Origin of the sequence: Streptomyces sp. W16 (assembly GCF_033194735.1) — a bacterium.
Lineage (GTDB): Bacteria > Actinomycetota > Actinomycetes > Streptomycetales > Streptomycetaceae > Streptomyces.
On sequence record NZ_JAWOAI010000138.1, the window covers coordinates 1 to 20,573 of the forward strand.

The window sequence follows — 20,573 nt, forward strand, 5'->3', positions numbered from 1 at the left end:
CCGGACGCTCGCCCGGCGCCCGTGCCGCACCCCGGGCAGGGCGGGTCGGGGCCGCGGGGAGTTGGCCCTTCAGGGGGCCCCACTCATTGGGGTCGGGGACGCCTGGTGGGAGCATCTGGCGGCGTTTGGGGCCGCCGTGGTCGGACTCGCCCGGTTCCTTGGCGCCGGGCCAGGCCTTGGCGACGCGGGCCGCGAGGACGAAGTCCTTGCGGAGGGGGTGACCTTCGAAGGTTTCCGGGAGGAGGAGGTGGTCCAGTGCCGGGTGGCCCTCGAAGTCGACGCCGAACATTTCGTGGGTCTCGCGTTCGTGCCAGGCTGCGCCCGCGTAGATGTCCACGGCGGTGGGGAGTACCGGGGTCTCGTGCGGGACCGTCGTACGGACGAGGAGTCGGCGTACCGGTGACAGTGCCACGACGTGGGCCGAGACGCGGAAGCCGGTGCCGGGTTCGTCGACCGCGCTCAGCCAGTCGAAGTAGGTGCAGCCGAGGTCGTCGCGGGCGGTGCGCAGGGCGGCGAGCCAGGCGGTAGGCGGTACGTCGACCGTGAGGAGCTCGTACGACTCCTCGGCCGTGGCCTCCGTACCGAAGAGTTCCTCGGTGGGGGCGGGCAGCCAGCCGACGGCGGTCATCGGGCGTCCCCCGAGGCCGGGTCGGAGGACGAGCCCGTAGCCGTGGCATCTGAGGACGAGCCCGCAGCCGCAGCCGATGAGCCCTCAGCTGCCTCACTCGGCACCGGCACCGGCACCGGCGTCGGCGCCGTCACCAACCCGCTCTGCAGTGCCGCCGTCGTGGGGCGCGCCCCCGTCCCGTAGCCGTACCGCTCCCCCAGTGACTCCCGGGCGATCTTCTCCTGGAGTTTGAGGATGCCCTGGAGGAGGGCTTCGGGGCGGGGCGGGCAGCCGGGGACGTAGACGTCGACCGGGATGATCTGGTCGACGCCCTTGGTGACGGAGTAGGAGTCCCAGTAGGGGCCGCCGCAGTTGCTGCACGCGCCGAAGGAGATGACGTACTTGGGCTCGGGCATCTGCTCGTAGAGGCGTTTCACGGCGGGGGCCATCTTGTCCGTGACCGTGCCGGAGACGACCATCAGGTCGGCCTGGCGCGGGCCGGGGGCGAAGGGGATCACGCCGAGGCGGATGAAGTCGTGGCGGGCCATGGACGCGGCGATGAACTCGATGGCGCAGCAGGCGAGGCCGAAGTTGAAGACCCAGAGGGAGTAGCGGCGGCCCCAGTTGAGGACGACCTTCATCGGCTCGGGGGCGAGGCGGGCGAGGGTGCCCAGCCGTTTCGGCTCCGGGAGCAGCACGGGCTCGGGGGTCACGTCCATGTCAGGACGCCCTTCTTGTATGCGTACAGCAGGCCCACGGTGAGGAAGCCGAGGAAGATGAACATCTCGACGAGGGTGGTCGCGCCGTAGCCCGGGGCGGCGAAGACCGTGGCCCAGGGGAAGAGGAAGATCGAGTCGACGGCGAAGATGACGTACAGGAACGCGTAGACGTAGTACCGGACTTGGGTGTGGGCCCAGCCCTCGCCGACGGGGTCGACGCCGCACTCGTAGGTCAGGAGTTTCTCGGGGGTGGGCACGACCGGGCGCAGCAGGCGGCCGGCGCCGAAGGCCACGGCGACGAAGAGCACGCCGACGACGGCGAGCAGTCCCACGACGGAGTAGGACCGGAAGTAGTCCGCCGCGACGACCACGGCCGGTTCCCGCAAGGTCTCCGGCAAGGTCCCCTGCACCATCTCCCGCAAGTCCGACCCCTCCTCTTCCGCACAGGCCCGCTACAGGCCCGCTCCGATGCCCCGGTGACCCATGTGAACTCTGTGTTCGACGATGTGTACGCACGGGAGTCTAGGCCCTGTTAAAGGGACGGTAAGCAGCCCGTCGCGGCTTGAGATCTGCTCGGAATGATGATGGGAAGGATGAGACGGGCGCGTTGGTGGGGTTTCCCCCCGGGAATCGGGGCGGCGGACCTCATGGCGCCGGGGCCCGCCGCGCGGCACGCTGGCCCACATGACCGTACGTATCCCCTACGCAGACCCGGCGGCACCCGGCGGCGAGCTCGACGAACCGCTGCCGCCCGCCCGCTTCGCCTACGACAGACACACCTGGAAGGAGATCGCGCATCTCCTGGCGAATCTGCCGATGGCGGTGTTCGGCTTCGTCTATGTGGTGACGATGCTGGCCACCAGTGCCGGGCTGACCGTCACCGTGGTCGGGTTTCCGCTGCTCGCGCTGGGGCTGATGGGCGCGCGGCTGATCGGGAAGTTCGAGCGGCGCCGGGCCCGGCGGCTGCTCGGGGTGCGGATCGAGGAGCCGAGCCCGTTGCCGTTGCGCAAGGGGGGCGGGCTCGTGCAGCGGGTGTGGATGGCGCTGAAGGACCCGGTGGGCTGGCGGACGGTGCTGTACGAAGGCATGCGGTTGCCGTGGGGCATCGTCACGTTCACGATCACGCTGGTCTCGCTGTTCGTGGCGTGGCCGGTGCTGCCGTTCATCGCGCGGGGGCTGACGAACGCGGACCGGGCGATGGTGCGCGGTCTCCTCTCCCCCTCCGACGAACTGGAGCGCCGTATCGCCGAGTTGGAGTCGGACCGGGGTGTCGTGGTCGACACCGCGGCGGCCGACCTGCGACGGATCGAGCGCGATCTGCACGACGGGGCGCAGGCCCGGCTGGTGAATCTGGCCATGGGTCTTGGGCTGGCCAAGGAGAAGCTGCTCGAAGGCCAGGCCGACGAGCATGTCGCCGCGATGGTCGACGAGGCGCACGGCGAAGTGAAGCTCGCGTTGCAGGAGTTGCGGGATCTGGCGCGCGGGATCCATCCCGCCGTACTCACCGACCGCGGCCTCGACGCGGCCCTGTCCTCCGTCGCCTCACGCTGCACGGTGCCGGTGAAGGTGACGGCCGACCTGGGGGCGCGCCCGGCGGCCGCCATCGAGGGCATCGCGTACTTCACCGTCTCCGAGCTGCTGCAGAACATCAGCAAGCACAGTGGCGCGCGTACGGCGTCGGTGGACGTGTGGCGGGCGGAGGACCGGCTGCTGATCCAGGTGTGGGACGACGGCCGCGGCGGCGCGCGCCTCGACGGCGGTACGGGCATGCGCGGCCTCGCCGACCGACTGGGCGCGGTCGACGGCCTGTTCGTCATCGACTCCCCGCCCGGCGGCCCCACGACGGTCACCGCGGAGCTGCCCTGGCGCGAACGGACCGCCGAGCCGAGCGGTAAGCAGGGCCGGAGGTAGGGAAAACCCCCCTCCCCAGAGGCCGACGGACTCCATGGTCCACGGACCTGCGGCCGAGCAGTCTGGAGATACGACAGCACGGCTGCGGAAACGAGTAGAACGGGACGACGTCAATGGCCACGGAGTACGGGCAGGGGTACGGACCGCAGGGGTACGGACCGCAGGGCACGCTCGACCTCGACGAGCGACGCCGGCACCGGCTGCCGGCCGCGCTGCGCGCCCCCCTGGAGGCGCGCCACTGGCGCGAGTTCGGCTACGTCCTGTTGAGTCTGCCGATCAGCATCATGCTCTTCACCTACGCGATCACGATGGTGTCGCTGGGCGCGGGCCTGCTGGTCACGTTCCTCGGCATACCGGTCCTGGCGGGAGCCCTGGCCGGCTGCCGCGGCTTCGGCGCGCTGGAGCGGGCGCGGGCCCGCCGGCTGCTCGGCCTGGACGTCGCCGACCCCGAGCCGCTGCGGATGAAGAAGAACGGCCCGATGGCCTGGATGGGCGCCGTCCTCAAGTCCGGCTCGTCCTGGCGCCATCTGCTCTACGCGGTACTGCACTTCCCGTGGGCGGTCTTCTCCTTCGTCGTCGCCCTCAACTTCTGGGCGTACGGCTGGGCCCTGCTGACGTACCCGCTGTGGTTCTGGCTCTTCCCGATGTACGGCGGTGGGGGCGGCCTTCAGCTGTACGGCGACGAGCACCACCGGATCTATCTGGACAACCCCTTCGAGATCACGGTGACCGCGCTGGTCGGGCTGTTGTTCACGCTGGCCACGCCGTGGATCGTGCGGGCGCTGACGATGGTGGACCGGCTGCTGGTGCACGGGCTGCTCGGGCCGTCGACGCTGGCGACGCGGGTCGTGGAGCTGGAGTCGGACCGGGGTGTCGTGGTCGACACCGCGGCGGCCGACCTGCGCCGCATCGAGCGGGACCTGCACGACGGGGCGCAGGCCCGGCTGGTGGCGCTGGCCATGGATCTGGGGCTGGCGAAGGAGAAGCTGACGGAGGACCCGGAGGCCGCGGCGCGGATGGTGGGCGAGGCGCACGGCGAGGTGAAGACGGCGTTGCAGGAGCTGCGGGACCTGGCGCGCGGGATCCATCCCGCCGTACTCACCGACCGCGGCCTCGACGCGGCCCTGTCCTCCGTCGCCTCACGCTGCACGGTGCCGGTGAAGGTGGATGTGGACCTGCCGTCGCGGCCGGCCGCCGCCATCGAGGGCATCGCGTACTTCACCGTCTCCGAGCTGCTGCAGAACATCAGCAAGCACGCGAAGGCCACCTGGGCGGCGGTGGACGTGTGGCGGGTGGAGAACCGGCTGATGCTGCAGGTCGTGGACAACGGGGTGGGCGGCGCGGATGCCTCCGGCGGTTCGGGGCTGGCTGGTCTTGCCGGGCGACTGGATGCGGTGGACGGGATCCTGGTGGTCGACTCACCGGCGGGCGGGCCGACCCGGATCACGGCGGAACTGCCCTGGCGGGGCTGAGCGCCGCTGCCTCCTCGGGTCTGAGCGCCGCTGCCCCCAGACCCCTCTTCGGCCTGAACGGCCTCGTCCTCAAACGCCGGACGGGCTGAGAGTGTGGGCCTGCACCGGACAGCCTGAGAGCGCCCTCTTACGCCGAAGAACGGGCACCGGACACCCGACAGGCCGAGACTGCCCGCCTACGCCGGAGAGCTGGCGCCGGACACACCAGCATCGCCCACCGCCAACACCACCTTCCCCCGGTTCCGCCCCTCCCCCAGCAGCCGATGGGCCTCCGCCGCGGCCTCCAGCGCGTATTCCTCCGTGACATCGATCCTTACGGCGCCGGAGGCGGCCAGTGCCAGGGCGCTCAGGCCGTGGGCGCGGACCGTCGCCGGGTCGCGGCGGGCGAGGTCGCCGATGTTGTAGCCGGTCAGGGTGCGGTTGTGCTTCCAGATCGGGAGGACGGGGAGCTGGAGGTCGGGGTGGCGGGCCGCTTCGCCGTAGACCGCGAGGCGGCCGAAGGGGGCCAGGACCTCGAAGCTCGCCAGGCGGGTGGGACCGCCGACCGGGTCGAGGACGATGTCGACGCCTCGCCCGGAGGTGGCCGCGAGGACCGCCTCCGGGAAGCCCTCGCGGACGAAGACCTCGTCGTAGCCGAAGGAGCGGCGGGCGTACTCCGCCTTCTCCGGGGTGCTGACGGTGCCGTAGACCTCGGTGGCCCCCAGCGCCCGGGCGAGCTGCGCGGCCACGCCGCCGACACCACCCGCCGCCGCGTGGACGAGGACCGTGTCGCCGGGGGCGATGCGGGCCGCGCCGGCCAGTACGCCGTAGGCCGTCGTCAGGACGAGCGCGGCACCACCGGCCGTACGCAGGTCGAGGCCGTCCGGGAGCGGGAACGTGAAGGCGGCCGGGGCCACCGCGTACTCCGCGTAGCCCCCGCCGTCCGGGAGGTACGCCGTCACCGCGTCCCCGACCGACAGCTCCGTCACGCCCTCGCCCAGCGCCGCCACCCGGCCGGACGCCTCCAGGCCCGTGACGGTCTCGCCGTCGGGTTCGCCGAAGTCGCCGAGGCGGTGCTGTATCTCGCCGTAGTTGACGCCGGCGTAGGCAACGCGGACGAGGACCTCACCGGGGCCCGGCTCGGGGTCGGGGAGGTCCACGAGGCGCAGTACCTCCGGTCCGCCGGTCTCCTTGAACGCGCTCGCCCTCATGGGCCCACCCCTCCGTGTCGGGTACCCGGCGCCCGGTGATCGGGACCAGATCGTGCGGAGAGCCGAAACCCGCGATGCCCTGTCCCTATTCCGGCCGTCCGGGAACGGCGCCCCGGTCCGAATTCCACTCGCCCGGGCGCACCGCGGTCCGAATACTGGAATGCTGGGCCTGTCGTGCGGACGGACGCGAACAGGGCGCGACCGCCGTGGACCGGCAGGGCAGGCTATGGGGGGCCGAACATCGTGGAGGACAGGGTGCGGGTGGTCATCGCCGAGGATTCAGTGCTGCTGAGGGAGGGCCTGACCCGGTTGCTGACCGACCGCGGGCACGACGTGGTGGCCGGGGTGGGCGACGGGGACGCGCTGGTCAAGACGATCACCGAGCTGGCCGACCAGGGCGCGCTGCCGGACGTCGTGGTGGCGGACGTACGGATGCCGCCGACACACACGGATGAGGGCGTGCGGGCGGCGGTCGAGCTGCGCAAGTCGTATCCCGGTCTCGGCGTGCTCGTGCTGTCGCAGTACGTGGAGGAGCGCTACGCCACCGAACTGCTGGCCGGTTCCACCCATGGCGTCGGCTATCTGCTGAAGGACCGGGTGGCCGAGGTGCGGGAGTTCGTCGACGCGGTGGTGCGGGTGGCCTCGGGGGGTACGGCGCTCGACCCGGAGGTGGTCGCGCAGCTGCTGGGACGCAGCCGCAAGCAGGACGTGCTGGTGCGGCTCACCCCGCGCGAGCGCGAGGTGCTGGGGCTGATGGCGGAGGGGCGGACGAACTCCGCGATAGCCCGGCAACTGGTGGTGAGCGACGGCGCGGTCGAGAAGCACGTCAGCAACATCTTCCTGAAGCTGGGGCTGTCGCCGAGCGACGGGGATCACCGGCGTGTTCTGGCCGTCCTCACCTACCTCAACTCCTGACAAACTGACACCGCGTCAGACACCAGCCGTTAGTCGAGCCGAGAACCGGACAATGCATGGGGAGCGTCTTCAAAGGAAGCGCCGGGGGGCGAGAAATCATGACAAGTCAGGTTGTCAAGCCGTCTCAAAATACCGTCCATCATGCGAACGGCCGAAGGAAGGCGACCCTTACGGACGTAGGGTTGATCCTGGGAGGGTCGGCGGTTCGGCCATGCCCGGACAGCGTCCTCGAAGAGGAGGTCCAGTTCAGTGACCAGCCAGGTCAGTAGCCCAGCGGAACAGGCCGACGGAGCCGACAGCACGTTGGTCGGGGAACAACGCAAACCGGCGGGGGTGAAGGAAGTCCAACGCCTGGACCGGGTGATCATCCGGTTCGCGGGTGACTCGGGTGACGGTATGCAGCTCACCGGCGACCGTTTCACCTCGGAGACGGCGTCGTTCGGGAACGACCTCTCGACGCTGCCGAACTTTCCGGCCGAGATCCGTGCCCCCGCAGGTACCCTGCCGGGGGTTTCGTCGTTCCAACTGCATTTCGCCGACCATGACATCCTCACGCCCGGGGACGCGCCGAACGTGCTGGTCGCGATGAACCCGGCCGCCCTGAAGGCGAACATCGCCGATGTGCCGCGCGGTGCGGAGATCATCGTCAATACGGACGAGTTCACCAAGCGGGCGCTGCAGAAGGTGGGTTATGCCGCCTCGCCGCTCGACGACGGTTCGCTGGACGGTTACAGCCTGCACCGCGTGCCCCTGACGACCCTCACCGTGGAGGCGTTGAAGGAGTTCGGTCTGACGCGTAAGGAGGCCGAGCGGAGCAAGAACATGTTCGCGCTGGGTCTGTTGTCGTGGATGTATCACCGGCCGACGGAGGGGACGGAGAAGTTCCTGACGTCGAAGTTCGCGAAGAGGCCGGAGATCGCGGCGGCCAACATTGCGGCGTTCAGGGCGGGTTGGAATTTCGGTGAGACGACGGAGGATTTCGCGGTCTCCTACGAGGTCGCCCCGGCCGCGGCGGCGTTCCCGGCCGGCACCTATCGCAACATCTCGGGGAATCTGGCTCTGTCCTACGGTTTGGTCGCCGCGTCCCGGCAGGCGGACCTGCCGCTGTTTCTGGGTTCGTATCCGATCACGCCGGCCTCGGACATTCTGCATGAGCTGAGCCGGCACAAGAACTTCGGTGTGCGGACCTTCCAGGCCGAGGACGAGATCGCGGGCATCGGCGCGGCCCTGGGCGCGGCGTTCGGCGGCTCCCTCGCGGTCACCACCACGTCCGGCCCGGGTGTGGCGCTGAAGAGCGAGACGATCGGTCTCGCGGTATCGCTGGAACTCCCGCTCCTCGTCCTGGACATCCAGCGCGGCGGCCCCTCCACCGGACTGCCCACCAAGACCGAACAGGCCGACCTGCTGCAGGCGATGTTCGGGCGCAACGGCGAGGCGCCGGTCCCGATTGTTGCCCCGTGCACGCCGGCGGACTGTTTCGACGCGGCGATCGAGGCGGCGCGGATCGCGTTGACGTACCGCACCCCGGTGATGCTCCTCTCGGACGGTTATCTGGCCAACGGGTCCGAGCCCTGGCGCATCCCCGACGTCGACGAACTCCCGGACCTGACCGTCCAGTTCGCCCAGGGCCCCAACCACACCCTGGACGACGGCAGCGAGGTCTTCTGGCCCTACAAACGAGACCCGCAGACCCTGGCCCGCCCGTGGGCGGTCCCGGGCACGCCGGGTCTGGAGCACCGTATCGGGGGTATCGAGAAGCAGGACGGCACGGGCAACATCTCCTACGACCCGGCCAATCACGATTTCATGGTCCGTACCCGGCAGGCGAAGATCGACGGTATCGACGTGCCGGATCTGGAGGTCGACGACCCGCACGGCGCACGCACGCTGGTCCTGGGCTGGGGCTCGACATTCGGCCCGATCACGGCGGCGGTACGGCGCCTGCGCGCGTCCGGCGAGTCCATCGCGCAGGCCCACCTCCGCCACCTCAACCCCTTCCCCCGCAACCTCGGCGCGGTCCTGAAGCGCTACGACAGAGTGGTGATTCCCGAGATGAATCTGGGTCAGCTCGCCACGCTGGTTAGGGCGAAGTACCTGGTGGACGCGCACTCCTACAACCAGGTCAACGGCATGCCGTTCAAGGCTGAGCAGCTCGCCACGGCGCTGAAGGAGGCCATCGATGGCTGAGACGTCCACGGAAGGCACGGGCACGATCGAGGCACTTTCGCTGGTCCCCAAGGCCGGGGCGGTGCAGTCCATGAAGGACTTCAAGTCCGATCAGGAAGTGCGCTGGTGCCCCGGCTGCGGCGACTACGCGGTCCTCGCGGCGGTCCAGGGCTTCATGCCGGAGCTGGGCCTGGCCAGGGAGAACATCGTCTTCGTCTCCGGCATCGGCTGCTCCTCCCGCTTCCCCTACTACATGAACACCTACGGCATGCACTCCATCCACGGCCGCGCCCCCGCGATCGCGACCGGCCTGGCCTCCTCCCGGCGGGACCTGAGCGTCTGGGTGGTCACCGGCGACGGGGATGCCCTCTCCATCGGCGGCAACCACCTGATCCACGCCCTGCGCCGCAACGTCAACCTCAAGATCCTCCTCTTCAACAACCGGATCTACGGGCTGACGAAGGGACAGTACTCGCCGACCTCGGAGGTCGGGAAGATCACGAAGTCGACGCCGATGGGTTCGCTGGACGCCCCCTTCAACCCGGTGTCCCTCGCCATCGGCGCGGAGGCCTCCTTCGTGGCCCGCACGATCGACTCGGACCGCAAACACCTCACCCAGGTCCTGCGCGAGGCAGCCGCCCACCCGGGCACGGCGCTGGTGGAGATCTACCAGAACTGCAACATCTTCAACGACGGCGCCTTCGACGCGCTCAAGGACCGCCGGCAGGCCGAGGAGGCGGTGATCCGCCTGGAGCACGGGCAGCCGATCCGCTTCGGCGCGGACGGTACGCGGGGTGTCGTGCGGGATGCGGCGACGGGGGATCTGCGGGTGGTCGACGTGACCCCGGACAACGAGGCGCAGGTCCTGGTCCACGACGCCCACGCGACCTCGCCGACCACCGCTTTCGCCCTGTCCCGGCTGGCCGACCCGGACACCCTGCACCACACCCCGATCGGCGTCCTGCGGTCGGTGGAACGGCCCGTCTACGACACGCAGATGGCCGACCAGCTCGACACCGCGATCGTGCAGAACGGCAAAGGCGACCTGGCCGCACTCCTGGCGGGCGGGGACACCTGGACGGTCGTGGGCTGACGGTTCCTGACATGCGAGAGGGCCTGGGCACGATGCCCAGGCCCTCTCGTCTGTTCACGTCACGTGTCAGGGATGTCCCGCTTGGCTCGGAGAAGGGTGTCCCGGGTGATGACGACGATGCGCTCGTAGTCCGCGCGGGCGGCGTCGGCGGGGAGGAGGGCGTCGAGTTCTTCGGTACGGTCGGTGCCGATGATGGCGAAACTTCCGTCGCTAAGTTCGAACAAATCCGGACAGGTTTCGCCATTCATGCTCCCTCGCTGCCGAGGGGAATCGCCGAGTCGGCGAACAACACTGACATGAGGCAATTCGGTGTGCACGCAGACCCTGTTCCAGGTCCGGGCATAGAACAGCCAGACCCTCCGATGAGACGTAGGAGACGTAGGAGACGCCCGACGGAATTTATATCAGGCCTGACACGGGTGAAAGCCCCCTCCTCGTCAACACGATTGAACGAGTTTCACCGCATTGGCACTTGACACGTCAGGTCTCGTCGGACAACCCTACGACCCACCACTCGTCCGGATCCTCGGCAAGCTCCTCCATGATGAGGTCGACCGCCTTGCCCACCCTCGCCTCGTGCGACTCCCCCAGCAGACTGCGACGGTGCTCGGCGGTCATCACCCAGTACTCCTTGAACACCTGATTCCGCGCCAGAACCCGTAAGTACCCGATCATTTCGGCCCACCCGTAGGCACCGATGCGCTGTCCCAGCATGGTCGCGCTGTACTCGCGGTTGACGAACAGCACCTGCCGTCGCTTGCTGTCCGACAGGCCCTCAAGCGTGCTCATCGCCGACGCCAGCGCGGGATCCGCCATCGCGTGATCGACCTGGGCCGCGGTGATGCGATGCAGCTGAATCAGGTTGGCGTTGCGGATTTCGTCGGCGAGTCGGGTGACTTCGACCAGAAGGTGCAAGGCCAGTTCTTCCTGGCGGCGCCGCCAGACCTGACGTGGAAAAGGGACGCGTGTCCGGCCGACCCGCGGCCGTCCTGCAGAACCGATTCCTCGCGCGTCCGGATTCTGTCTGGCCAATGCGAACCCCCGAATAGGCGTCCACTCGCCGGTCGACGATCTCGTGAGCGGCACGAGGACCAGCGCGCGGTTGGGCACAGCGCCCCACCCCAGCATGCCCGGCGGTTCAAGTCGGCGTGAGAGGCGGAGAGGGGGCGCATGGATGGACGTACCGCTCGTGTCAACCGACGCCCTGACATGTGTGTGCCCGGCGAGCGCCCACCGCATTCCTGCGCCGGAGGCGTCCGCGCTGCTCAGCCCAGCCCCTTCGCCGCGTCATAAACCTCCCGCGCCTTCTCCACCTCCCCCATCCGCGCCTCCGTCCACAGCGCCAGCCCCCGCACCTGTTCCGCCGCCTCGCGGCCCAGGTCGGTCAGGGAGTAGTCGACCCTCGGCGGGATCACCGGCTTGGCGTCACGATGCACCAGGCCGTCCCGCTCCAGGGTCTGCAGCGTCTGCGCCAGCATCTTCTCGCTCACCGACTTCACCTGCCCGACCGCCCGGCGGAGTTCGCTGAAACGGTACGGGCGGTCGAGGAGTTCGATGAGAACGAGGACGCCCCAGCGGGACGTGACGTGTTCCAGGACCAGGCGGTACGGGCACATCGCTTCGCCCGCGGTGTCTTTGCTCGCGGTGTCCTTGCTCGCCACCTCGCTGCTTACTGCCATGTCAGTACCTTACTTCAAAGTGGGTACTTTCCTAGAGTTAGCGCACCTCCTAGGGTTAGTGCCATCGCACCCCACAAGGAGTTGTCATCATGAGCATCGTCGTCACCGGAGCCACCGGACATCTCGGCCGTCACGTAGTGGAGCAGTTGCTGGAGAAGGTTCCGGCCGACCAGGTCACCGCCGTCGTCCGCACCCCGGAGAAGGCCGCCGACTTCGCCGAGCGCGGCGTGAAGCTCGTGGTCGCGGACTACAACACCCCGGAGACCTTCGACTCCGTCTTCGCCGCCGGCGACAAGGTGCTGCTGATCTCCGGCAACGAGTTCGACAAGGGCCGGGTCGGGCAGCACAAGGTCGTCATCGAGGCCGCGAAGGCCGCCGGTGTGGCGCTCCTCGCCTACACCAGCGCCCCCGGCACCCTCACCGCCGCCCTGGCCGACGACCACCACGGCACCGAGGAGGCGCTGCTCGCCTCCGGTCTGCCGTACACCCTGCTGCGCAACGGCTGGTACAACGAGAACTACACCGAGAACCTGGCCCCGGTCCTGGAGCACAACGCCGTCGTGGCCGCCTCCGGTGACGGCCGGATCTCCTCCGCCACCCGCGCCGACTACGCCGCTGCCGCCGTCGCCGTACTGACCGGCGAGGGCCACGAGAACCAGACGTACGAACTGGGCGGCGACGAGGCCTGGAACATGGCCGAGTACGCGGCCGAGCTGAGCCGGCAGACCGGCAAGGAGATCGCCCACAACAACGTCTCCGGCGAGGCCCTCACCGGCATCCTCACCGGCGCCGGGCTGCCCGAGCCGTTCGCCGCGATCCTCGTCGGTGTCGACGCCTCCATCGAGAAGGGCGAGCTGGTCGTCGCCACCGGTGACCTGTCCCGCCTCTCGGGCCGTCCGACCACGCCGATCAGCGAGTCGATCGCCATCGCGCTCAAGGGCTGACACCACCCGCACACGGCGGCACCCCCGCCTGTCATGACCGTATGGCGATACGAGCATGACAGGCGGGGGCGCCCGGCGTTACCTTCGTGCAGGTTGCACCCACGCAGCCGGGCAGGCGCGCGAAGGAGGGGCCCGTGAGCGGGAAGCCGAGCGGGAGGCCGAAGGGTGAACAGCACCACATAGGACTGCTGAACGGCTTCGCGGCATACGGCATGTGGGGACTGGTCCCGCTGTTCTGGCCGCTGCTCAAGCCGGCCGGCGCCGCCGAGATCCTCGCCCACCGGATGGTGTGGTCGCTCGCCTTCGTCGTCGTGGCGCTGCTCGTGGTCCGGCGCTGGGCCTGGATCGGCGAACTGCTGCGCCAGCCGCGCAAGTTGGGGCTCGTGACGATCGCGGCGGGCTTCATCACCGTCAACTGGGGTGTCTACATCTGGGCCGTGAACAGCGGCCATGTCGTCGAGGCCTCGCTCGGCTATTTCATCAACCCCCTGGTCACCATCGCGATCGGCGTCCTGCTCCTGAAGGAACGGCTGCGCCCGGTGCAGTGGGCCGCGGTCGGCGTCGGCCTCGCCGCCGTCGTCGTCCTGACCGTCGGCTACGGCCAGCCGCCGTGGATCTCCCTCTGCCTCGCCTTCTCCTTCGCGACCTACGGCCTGGTGAAGAAGAAGGTCAACCTCGGCGGCATCGAGTCGCTGGCCGCGGAGACCGCGATCCAGTTCCTGCCCGCGCTCGGCTATCTGCTGTGGCTCGGCGCGCACGGCGAGGCGACCTTCACCCAGGAGGGCGTCGGCCACGCCACGCTCCTCGCCTCCACCGGCATCGTCACCGCACTCCCCCTCGTCTGCTTCGGCGCGGCGGCGATCCGGGTGCCGCTGTCGACGCTGGGACTGCTTCAATACCTGGCGCCGGTCTTCCAGTTCCTGCTCGGCATCCTCTACTTCCACGAGTCCATGCCACCCGCACGCTGGGCGGGCTTCGCACTGGTGTGGCTGGCACTCGTCCTGCTGACGACGGACGCGCTGCGGGCGGCACGGCGGGGGGCGCGAGCGGTACGGGGACGGACGGTCGCGTCGAATTCGGCGGTCTCCGCCACGGTGAGCGCGGAACCGGAGGGCTCGCGCAGCTGAGGCGGCACCTGCGGTGGAGCGCTGAACTAGTTCTGCGCTCCGACGAATTGACGCTACGTCGGTTCCACGTGCCGCTATCCTTGCTGTGAACGCAATGTGCGGACACATCGTTGTATGGGGCCGGGAATAGTCCCGGAGGCCGTCACCGGGGAGTACCCCGGTCCGGCTACCGCCGGCGGGAGTGGTGCTTCCCACGAAGCCTGATCTCCTGTGCGGTGGTGACCGCCTCGGTTGACCGGGTGTGGCGTGGCGCGTGGTTGTTGAGGCACCCCACGCCCTGTTCCGGCGGCTCACCCGTACGGCAGGAAGGGACCGGCGATGGCGCCGGGAACAGCCCGGATGTGTCTGTAAGCGGAGTTGGTCGACCCATGACCATCACGTCCCCCATGTCCATAGCCATCAGCACGTCCGGTATCGGATCCGGTATGGACTCCGCCGCCCCGTTGCGGCTCTACTACATCGACGATTCGGGCGACTCCCGGACCATCGCCGCGTTCGGTGCGCTGGGCGTCGACATCGTCCACAGCAACGACGCGATGCGGCACTGGCTCGGCTTCCGTGCCGAACTCGCCGCAGACGCCCGTCTGTTGATCCCGCAGAGCACTGCCCTGCATTCCCACAAACTGGTCGGTGCCCGGGGCCGCTTCGTGCACCGCTCGCGCAGCAGCGACCCAGACCTGCACCGGCAGCACACACGCGAGGTGATCCTGCGCGGGCTGCACACGATCGCCCGGATTCCCGGCGCCCGGGTACGAACGGTGTACCGCGAGACGGACAACTACGGCCGCGACCGGCCCGCGCTCTACGCGGCCCTGCTGCAGGACATCAACGCGGATCTCGCGGCGACCGGCCACTACGGCCTGCTGATCGTGGACGGCAACGGCACCGAGGTCGCCCTGCGCCGGGCCCATCAGCGCCTGCCGGAGCGGGAGCGCCGGGTCATCGGGGACCCGCTCTTCCTGCCGTCTCACGACAGCCATCTGCTGCAGGCCGCCGACATGATCGCGTACGCCGCCTTCCAGTCCATCGCCAAGCGGGAGAGCCGCAGCTTCATGTGGGACTGGTTTGGCTCCGCCCTGCCCGGTGCGGACGGCCCTCGCGCCCTCTGAGCCGGCGCCGCAGCTGGAACAGCAGCCGAAGCGGCGGTGGAAGGGCAGCCAATGCGGCGTGGCGGCGAAAAGGGTGAGGCCCCGACACACGGCCGAGGCCCCACCGGGCCGGACCTGGGTCCCGAAAACCTCGGGCCAGGACCGCGTTTCCAGTGTTCCATACCTACCACCCACCACGGAGGGTCCATGTCCAAGCCCGCAAACCGTCCGATCACAGTGGACTGGGGCAAGGAGACGGTCGTCGTCTCCGACTTCCCACGCGAACTGCCGGGCGCCTCCAACGTCGACGACCGCATAAAGCTGGTGAACGCGGGAACCGCCAACCGGCTGACCGGCCTCACCGACGACGCCTGGCACGCGGTCGCACGCGCCAGCACGGTGCCCGCACTGGTCGCCCAGCAGCTGAGCAAGCCCGCGGACGACGGCGCGAGCCTCCTGCTGGAGGAGCACGTCGACGGCGCCACCCTGCGCTCCGTCCACTCCCGGGTGTGGCTGAGCGAGCTGTTCCCGGGGATCCAGCCCCGTACGAGCCAGGAACAGTTGGACGAGGACGACCCGAAGGTGATCGGCGAGGCCGAGGGCGACCGCCCGCTGGCACTGCTGCGCTACCGGTACCGCGACCTGGATCACCTCCGCGCCCACATCGAGCAGACCATCTCCGTCACCCTGCACCGCAACTCGTACGCCGAATCGATTCTGGCCAGGCGGGTGACCCGGGCGCTGATCGTTCACCCGGTGATCTACGAGTTCGAGGACGGCACAGAGCCGGTGACGGCCCTGATCGCGCGTGACGGCATCACGCGGCTCGCGAGCGCGTGGAAGGTGTTCGCCGGCGCGGAGTTCTCCAACGAGAACGTCGCGACAATCGCGGCAGCGACCCTGTTGCACGAGCGCAAGCAGCCGGCGGGCGAACCCCGCAAGCCCCTCACCCAGCGCCTGGCGCTGGGCCGCGAGGAGCACCGCAAGACACTGCACACCTCGTTCACGCAGGAGATCACGGACGCCGCGAACGGCGGCGGCGAGGTCTCGGACCGCGCGGTCCGGATCGCCCAGACCTTTCTCGTCCCGGCGCACATCGCCGTGGGCATCGAGGCCCACGAACGCAGCGCGCTGCGCACTGCGGACGTCTTCGACGACGCCCTGCGCTCGATCCTCGCTTCCGTGCACGTCGAGTTCAAACCGTGGGACGAGGCCGCGAAGAACGTGGAGGTGGCCACGCGCGCCCTCAAGCTCGTCGTCCAAACCCGGGCGGTCGAGTGGGGCCTCGAGCAACAGCTCCAGGGCGTGCACGCGCTGGCCACAGGACGACTGGCGGAAAGCGAGGTACCGGCGGTCTTCGAGGACCCCACAATCCCCGGGACGGCACTGTGGCGGGCGGTCTATCTCGTACACGCGCTGACGAGGCCGCCACTCCACGAGGAGCTGAAGAACCGCGCCAAGGACATCAAGAACGACCGCCGGATGTCGACGAAGGGGTACGCAGGGCTGCTCGGCCCCGTCATCGACATGGCGTGGCGTGCAGAGAAGAGCTCGGCACTCGCGCAGGCCCGCAACGCCTGGGGCAACGGCGGCGTGCTGAGCGCCGACGTACTGTCCGACAACTGGGTCCCCGTGCCCACGGAAGACTTCACGAGCCTCGTCGAACCGGCTCTCCAGGGTGATCCGAACGCCCGCTGCACCCTCGCGGTGGCAGGCGGCATCGCCCTGATCGCCGACAAACTCCTCACTCGTAACGTCGGTTCCGCCGTCTCCGCGGAACGGCAGGCAGGCAAGGTGCCGTTCCGCGCCGACGTGTCGGTCGTCATCGGCGGGCTCGCCAAGGAGGGCAACGCGCTGGGCCTGTGGCTGCTGGCGCACGCGGCCCAGCGTTTCGAGGCGTCGACGATGCCGAGCAACACCAGCGCCCGTCCCCGGCTCGGCCTTCCGCCTGGCGGCACCAAGCCCTACCAGCACGTCGTGGTGGACCTCTCGGCACCGGACCGCGTCGCGCGGGAAGGCGGTGTGGAGAAGGCGCTGAGCACGTGGGACGTCGTCTACGCGTCCGACGAGGCCCGGGCCAAAGAGCGGATGCGGGCCTCGGCTCCGGCCCCGGTCTCACCCTCGGCTCCGGCCCCGAGCTCACTCGCGCCCCTCGCTCCCGCCGCAGGGGCACCCAATCTGCGCAAGCCGTCAAAGGCCCAGCAGATCGAGGACCAACGCCAAGCGCTGACTCGGCAGTTGGACAATGCCAAGGACACTCTGCGCGCTCTGGAGGACCTGGGGCGGGACCGGACCTTCCCACCTCTCCTGGGAGACACCGAAGAGTGGTCGAAACTTCAGCGGGCCGCTCTCGACATCCTCACCACAGTCGACGGCCACAATCCGGACAAGGCCGAGGAGCACAGCGAGGACGGCGAGGACGGCGAGGACGGCGAGGACAGCGAGGACAGCGAGGACAGCGAGGAGGACGACGAGGCCGCCTCGGCGTGAACACCCGAGTTCCCGTCCGCTCACCCACACGAACGCTATAAGTAGTGCACATGACGCAGACCTCCGCACCCACCCCGCTGCACTGGAAGCTCGTCATCGACGCCGCCGACCCGCACGCGCAGGCGGACTTCTGGGCCGCCGCGCTGCACTACGAGGCCGAGGACAACAGCGCGCTCGTCGAACGGCTCCTGGAACTGGGCGCGTTGCCCGCCGCCGCGACCGTCGACTTCCACGGCCGCCCGGCCTTCCGGGACCTGATCGCCGTACGGCATCCCGACGACCCGTACGACAAGGAGCGCGGCACCGAGCTCGGCCGGCGGCTGCTGTTCCAGCGGGTGCCGGAGGCGAAGACCGTCAAGAACCGGCTGCACATCGATCTGCATCCGGGCGAGGGACAGCGTGAGGCCGAGGTGGACCGGCTGGCGGGGCTGGGGGCGAGCGTGCTGCGCCGGGTGTCGGAGCCCGCCGGTGCGTGGGTGGTGATGACGGACCCGGAGGGCAACGAGTTCTGCGTGGCGTAGGCGCCGGGGTTCAGCGGGCGCGTTCGTCCCCGAGCAGAACGGGTCTCTGCGCGGCCCGGGCTACGGGATTCGGCCGGTTGCGCTGCGAGCGCGTTCGACCCCGAGCGGGACGAGTCCCGCGCGGCCCGGGCGACAGGGTTCAGCCGGTTGCCCTACGGACGCGTTCGGTGAGGCGGCCCATGCGGGCGCGGGCGGACTCCAGTTGTTCGATGTCGTCTACGGCGGGGCCGTCCTCGGTGGCGAGTTCGGTCCACAGGTCGATCAGGGCGCGGCCGAGGGACAGGCCCTGCCCGGGGTCGCGTACGGCGCGCCAGGCGGTGGCTGCGCTCTGGACGTTGCCGTAGGCGCCCTCCGCGTCGTGGGCGCGGTGGCGGATGCGGGCGAGGTCGAGGGAGAGGTGGAAGGAGCGGACCGGGTCACCGGCCAAGTAGGCGATGTAGGCGGTGAGTTCGCGCAGCCGCAGCACTTCGGCGTGGTCCGGCCCGAGCGCGCCGGCCGCCTCGTCCACGGTCCGCTCCGCCAGCCCCGCCGCCTCCTCGATCCGGCCCGCCTTCACGGCCTCGTTGATCAGCGCCATCGGCTCCGCGAGAAACGCGACACCTTCACCGGCGGTCACCACCGGATCGTCCCCGAGCACGGCTTCGGCCACCGCGTCGAACCCACGGGCAGGCGTCGGCTTGGGATCCGGTTCGGGCGCGGTGAGCAGGAGGTCGGGGATGGGGGCGGGAGCGGGAGCGGAGGCGGAGGCGGGGGTGCGACCGGGTGCGGAGCTGGGGCTGGGTGTTGGTGCGGGGCCGAGTGTGTGGCTGGCGCCCGGTGCGGCGGTGGGGATGGGGGCGGGGCTGGGGCCGAGTGCCGGGTTGAGGCCGGGTACGTGGCTGGGGATGGGTGCGTGGCTGGGGCCGGGTGCGGGACTGGCGCCGGGTGCCGGGCTGGCACCCGCGCCGGGTGCCGGGCTGGCACCCAGTGCGGGGCTGGCGCCCAGTGCTGAGGTAGGACCAGGTGCTGAGCTGGGACCAGGTGCAGGGGCGTGGATAGGTGCGGGGTGGGGGGCGTGCTCGGGAGTGGAGGGGAAGCCCCCCGGAGCGACCACCGAGGTACCCGCGACCGGCCGAACGCCTGTGACCGGCGGGGTGTCCATCACCGGCCGGGTGCCCATGACGGGCGGGGTGTCCATGACGGCCGGAGTGTCCGCGACAGGCGGAACACCCGTGATCAGTGAAGCGCCCGCGGTCAGCGGAGCCTCCACGACCGGCGGAACGCCCGCAATCGGCCCAGCATCCGCAGCCAACGGAGCGTCCGCGACCGGCGGGACATCCCTGCCCGGCGGAAGGGCGTGCATGGCCTGCAGCGGGGCGTCCATGCTCGGCGGCGGGCCGAACTGTCCCGTCGGGGGCTGGACCGAGCCGAGTGGTGTGCCGGGCCGTGCGGGGTCCGGTACGGCGGGCAGAGGGAACGTCGGCGCCGACTCCCCGGCCGACTCGGGCACCGCTCGCAACGGGAACGTCGGAACCACCTGTCCCGCCGCCCCTCCCTCCGGTTCCGACGCCTGCACCTGTACCGCCCGCAGGCGATGCGTCGCCGGGTCGCCGCCCGGCCGGCGGTCCTCGGGCTCCCGCGCGAACCCGGATCGTCCCGACTCCCGCTCCGACTCCGACTCCGACTCCGACGACGGGTACCGTTCCGCCGCTACGACCCCTGCGGGCGCCGACCCGGCCGGAAGCGCAGCCGGGGGCGCGGGCGGAAGCTCGGGCGGCGAAGGAAAGCCCGCCGGAGCACCCGTACCCGAGGGCGCCGCCACGAACTCACCCCTCGCAGCCACCTCCCCCACCCCTGCGCTCCCCGTCGCCCACGGCTCCCCCGTGAAGTGGGTGGAGCCGTCCAGGTCGATCTGGAGGGGGACGACGTAACCGATGCGGTCGTCGTGGATCGTGGCGTGGACGGGGTGGCCGGTGGCGGTGGCGATGCGGTGGAGGTGGGTCAGGACCACCTGCTGGATCTCCTCGCCCGGGGGCACGGTGACCGGCACGCCGCCGATCGACGCGCCGCCCGCGCCCGGGCCGTCAACGGGGACGCGTACCTCGAAGGGTGACGCCGCGGGTGCCGAGCGTGCCGCTCGCTTCTGTTCCCGCTTCTTCTCGCGGCTGAGTCGAGACATCGGTTCCCTCACTCGCATGCGCCGGGGAGCCGGCCGGCGCTCCCCAGCGTCAAGATCCGTTCGTACGCGTACTGTTGAGTCTCGCCGTTCCCTTCCGGTTCTCAGGTCACCACGACGTCACAGCCTCGTCCCAGGAGTTCCCGGACCCGTCGCGCCCGTTCGGAGGCCGCGAGGATCCGGCGGGACCACGAGGGAGGAGCTCGGTCATGCAGACAGGTGGACGGCAGGGGCCGGAGATCTGGCTCCGCGGGCCGGTGGAGGCCGGTCCGCACGCGGGGGCACCGGAGGCGCCCGAGCGCGTCTCCAGTATCCCCGCCTCCCCGCGCCGTTTCTCCTGGGTCGCCACCCATGGCGGCGCCGGCGTCACCACCCTCACGGCGGTCTACGGCGGCCAGGACTGCGGACGCGACTGGCCCGGGCCGCAGGACCCGCCGTCGGTGCTGTTCGTCGCCCGTACGCACGCGGCCGGGCTGGCGTCCGTCCTGCGGGCCGT

General features: G+C 70.1%; 18 protein-coding genes and 1 pseudogene. 11 read left to right on the forward strand and 8 right to left on the reverse strand.

Going from position 1 to position 20,573, the window contains the following annotated elements; genetic code table 11:
* The 3 genes from R6V09_RS19915 to R6V09_RS19925 all read right to left on the reverse strand — a co-directional run.
* Positions 1 to 628 (reverse strand): NADH-quinone oxidoreductase subunit C (locus R6V09_RS19915; protein WP_317882761.1); only part of this gene is annotated, 628 nt, incomplete at its 3' end.
* A complete protein-coding gene (locus tag R6V09_RS19920; protein WP_317882762.1) occupies positions 625 to 1,326 on the reverse strand; it encodes an NADH-quinone oxidoreductase subunit B in 702 nt (233 codons plus the stop codon). The genes R6V09_RS19920 and R6V09_RS19915, both read right to left, overlap by 4 nt.
* On the reverse strand, positions 1,317 to 1,739 hold the full coding sequence (locus tag R6V09_RS19925; RefSeq protein WP_317882777.1) for an NADH-quinone oxidoreductase subunit A: 423 nt from the start codon (positions 1,737 to 1,739) through the stop codon (positions 1,317 to 1,319). Before R6V09_RS19925 ends, R6V09_RS19920 begins: the two co-directional genes overlap by 10 nt.
* Positions 1,740 to 2,010: 271 nt before the next feature.
* Between R6V09_RS19925 and R6V09_RS19930 the strand changes: the two genes are divergently transcribed.
* Both R6V09_RS19930 and R6V09_RS19935 read left to right on the forward strand, forming a co-directional pair.
* Entirely contained in the window at positions 2,011 to 3,237 is a 1,227-nt protein-coding gene (locus tag R6V09_RS19930) for a sensor histidine kinase (RefSeq protein ID WP_317882763.1), read from the forward strand.
* Positions 3,238 to 3,350: 113 nt separating this feature from the next.
* Positions 3,351 to 4,709, forward strand: coding sequence for a sensor histidine kinase (locus tag R6V09_RS19935; RefSeq protein WP_317882764.1), 1,359 nt, complete (start codon positions 3,351 to 3,353; stop codon positions 4,707 to 4,709).
* Positions 4,710 to 4,885: 176 nt separating this feature from the next.
* On the opposite strand, the gene R6V09_RS19940 is transcribed toward R6V09_RS19935, so the two are convergent.
* Positions 4,886 to 5,899, reverse strand: a complete 1,014-nt coding sequence (locus R6V09_RS19940) for a quinone oxidoreductase family protein (RefSeq protein WP_317882765.1) — start codon at positions 5,897 to 5,899, stop codon at positions 4,886 to 4,888.
* 255 nt (positions 5,900 to 6,154) lie between these two features.
* Between R6V09_RS19940 and R6V09_RS19945 the strand changes: the two genes are divergently transcribed.
* From R6V09_RS19945 to R6V09_RS19955, 3 genes are all read left to right on the forward strand, one after another.
* Positions 6,155 to 6,814, forward strand: coding sequence for a response regulator transcription factor (locus tag R6V09_RS19945; RefSeq protein ID WP_317882778.1), 660 nt, complete (start codon positions 6,155 to 6,157; stop codon positions 6,812 to 6,814).
* A 249-nt stretch (positions 6,815 to 7,063) separates the two neighbouring features.
* A complete protein-coding gene (locus R6V09_RS19950) occupies positions 7,064 to 9,001 on the forward strand; it encodes a 2-oxoacid:acceptor oxidoreductase subunit alpha (RefSeq protein WP_317882766.1) in 1,938 nt (645 codons plus the stop codon).
* Complete coding sequence (locus tag R6V09_RS19955; protein WP_317882767.1) at positions 8,994 to 10,073, forward strand: 2-oxoacid:ferredoxin oxidoreductase subunit beta; 1,080 nt, start codon at positions 8,994 to 8,996, stop codon at positions 10,071 to 10,073. The genes R6V09_RS19950 and R6V09_RS19955 overlap by 8 nt, the downstream gene beginning before the upstream one ends.
* A gap of 59 nt (positions 10,074 to 10,132) precedes the next feature.
* Here R6V09_RS19955 and R6V09_RS19960 read toward each other — a convergent pair whose 3' ends face one another.
* The 3 genes from R6V09_RS19960 to R6V09_RS19970 form a co-directional block, all read right to left on the reverse strand.
* On the reverse strand, positions 10,133 to 10,321 hold the full coding sequence (locus R6V09_RS19960; RefSeq protein WP_317882768.1) for a hypothetical protein: 189 nt from the start codon (positions 10,319 to 10,321) through the stop codon (positions 10,133 to 10,135).
* Positions 10,322 to 10,553: 232 nt separating this feature from the next.
* Positions 10,554 to 11,183, reverse strand: a complete 630-nt coding sequence (locus tag R6V09_RS19965; protein ID WP_317882769.1) for a DUF6082 family protein — start codon at positions 11,181 to 11,183, stop codon at positions 10,554 to 10,556.
* A gap of 155 nt (positions 11,184 to 11,338) precedes the next feature.
* Complete coding sequence (locus R6V09_RS19970; protein ID WP_317882770.1) at positions 11,339 to 11,752, reverse strand: winged helix-turn-helix transcriptional regulator; 414 nt, start codon at positions 11,750 to 11,752, stop codon at positions 11,339 to 11,341.
* Positions 11,753 to 11,841: 89 nt separating this feature from the next.
* Between R6V09_RS19970 and R6V09_RS19975 the strand changes: the two genes are divergently transcribed.
* The 5 genes from R6V09_RS19975 to R6V09_RS19995 all read left to right on the forward strand — a co-directional run bounded on the left by R6V09_RS19975 (position 11,842) and on the right by R6V09_RS19995 (position 17,922).
* Positions 11,842 to 12,696, forward strand: coding sequence for an SDR family oxidoreductase (locus R6V09_RS19975; protein ID WP_317882771.1), 855 nt, complete (start codon positions 11,842 to 11,844; stop codon positions 12,694 to 12,696).
* Between the two features lie 134 nt (positions 12,697 to 12,830).
* A complete protein-coding gene (gene rarD, locus R6V09_RS19980; RefSeq protein ID WP_317882772.1) occupies positions 12,831 to 13,823 on the forward strand; it encodes an EamA family transporter RarD in 993 nt (330 codons plus the stop codon).
* A 368-nt stretch (positions 13,824 to 14,191) separates the two neighbouring features.
* Positions 14,192 to 14,932, forward strand: coding sequence for a DUF3800 domain-containing protein (locus R6V09_RS19985; RefSeq protein ID WP_317882773.1), 741 nt, complete (start codon positions 14,192 to 14,194; stop codon positions 14,930 to 14,932).
* A gap of 186 nt (positions 14,933 to 15,118) precedes the next feature.
* Positions 15,119 to 17,401: a hypothetical protein gene (locus tag R6V09_RS19990; protein WP_317882774.1), complete on the forward strand. Its 2,283-nt coding sequence runs from the start codon at positions 15,119 to 15,121 to the stop codon at positions 17,399 to 17,401.
* Positions 17,402 to 17,451: 50 nt separating this feature from the next.
* A complete protein-coding gene (locus R6V09_RS19995; RefSeq protein WP_317882775.1) occupies positions 17,452 to 17,922 on the forward strand; it encodes a VOC family protein in 471 nt (156 codons plus the stop codon).
* 139 nt (positions 17,923 to 18,061) lie between these two features.
* On the opposite strand, the gene R6V09_RS20000 is transcribed toward R6V09_RS19995, so the two are convergent.
* Positions 18,062 to 20,080, reverse strand: a complete 2,019-nt coding sequence (locus R6V09_RS20000) for a tetratricopeptide repeat protein (protein WP_317882776.1) — start codon at positions 20,078 to 20,080, stop codon at positions 18,062 to 18,064.
* Between the two features lie 206 nt (positions 20,081 to 20,286).
* Here R6V09_RS20000 and R6V09_RS20005 point away from each other — a divergent pair.
* Positions 20,287 to 20,573: pseudogene (locus R6V09_RS20005) on the forward strand (DUF6668 family protein); the annotation flags it as partial.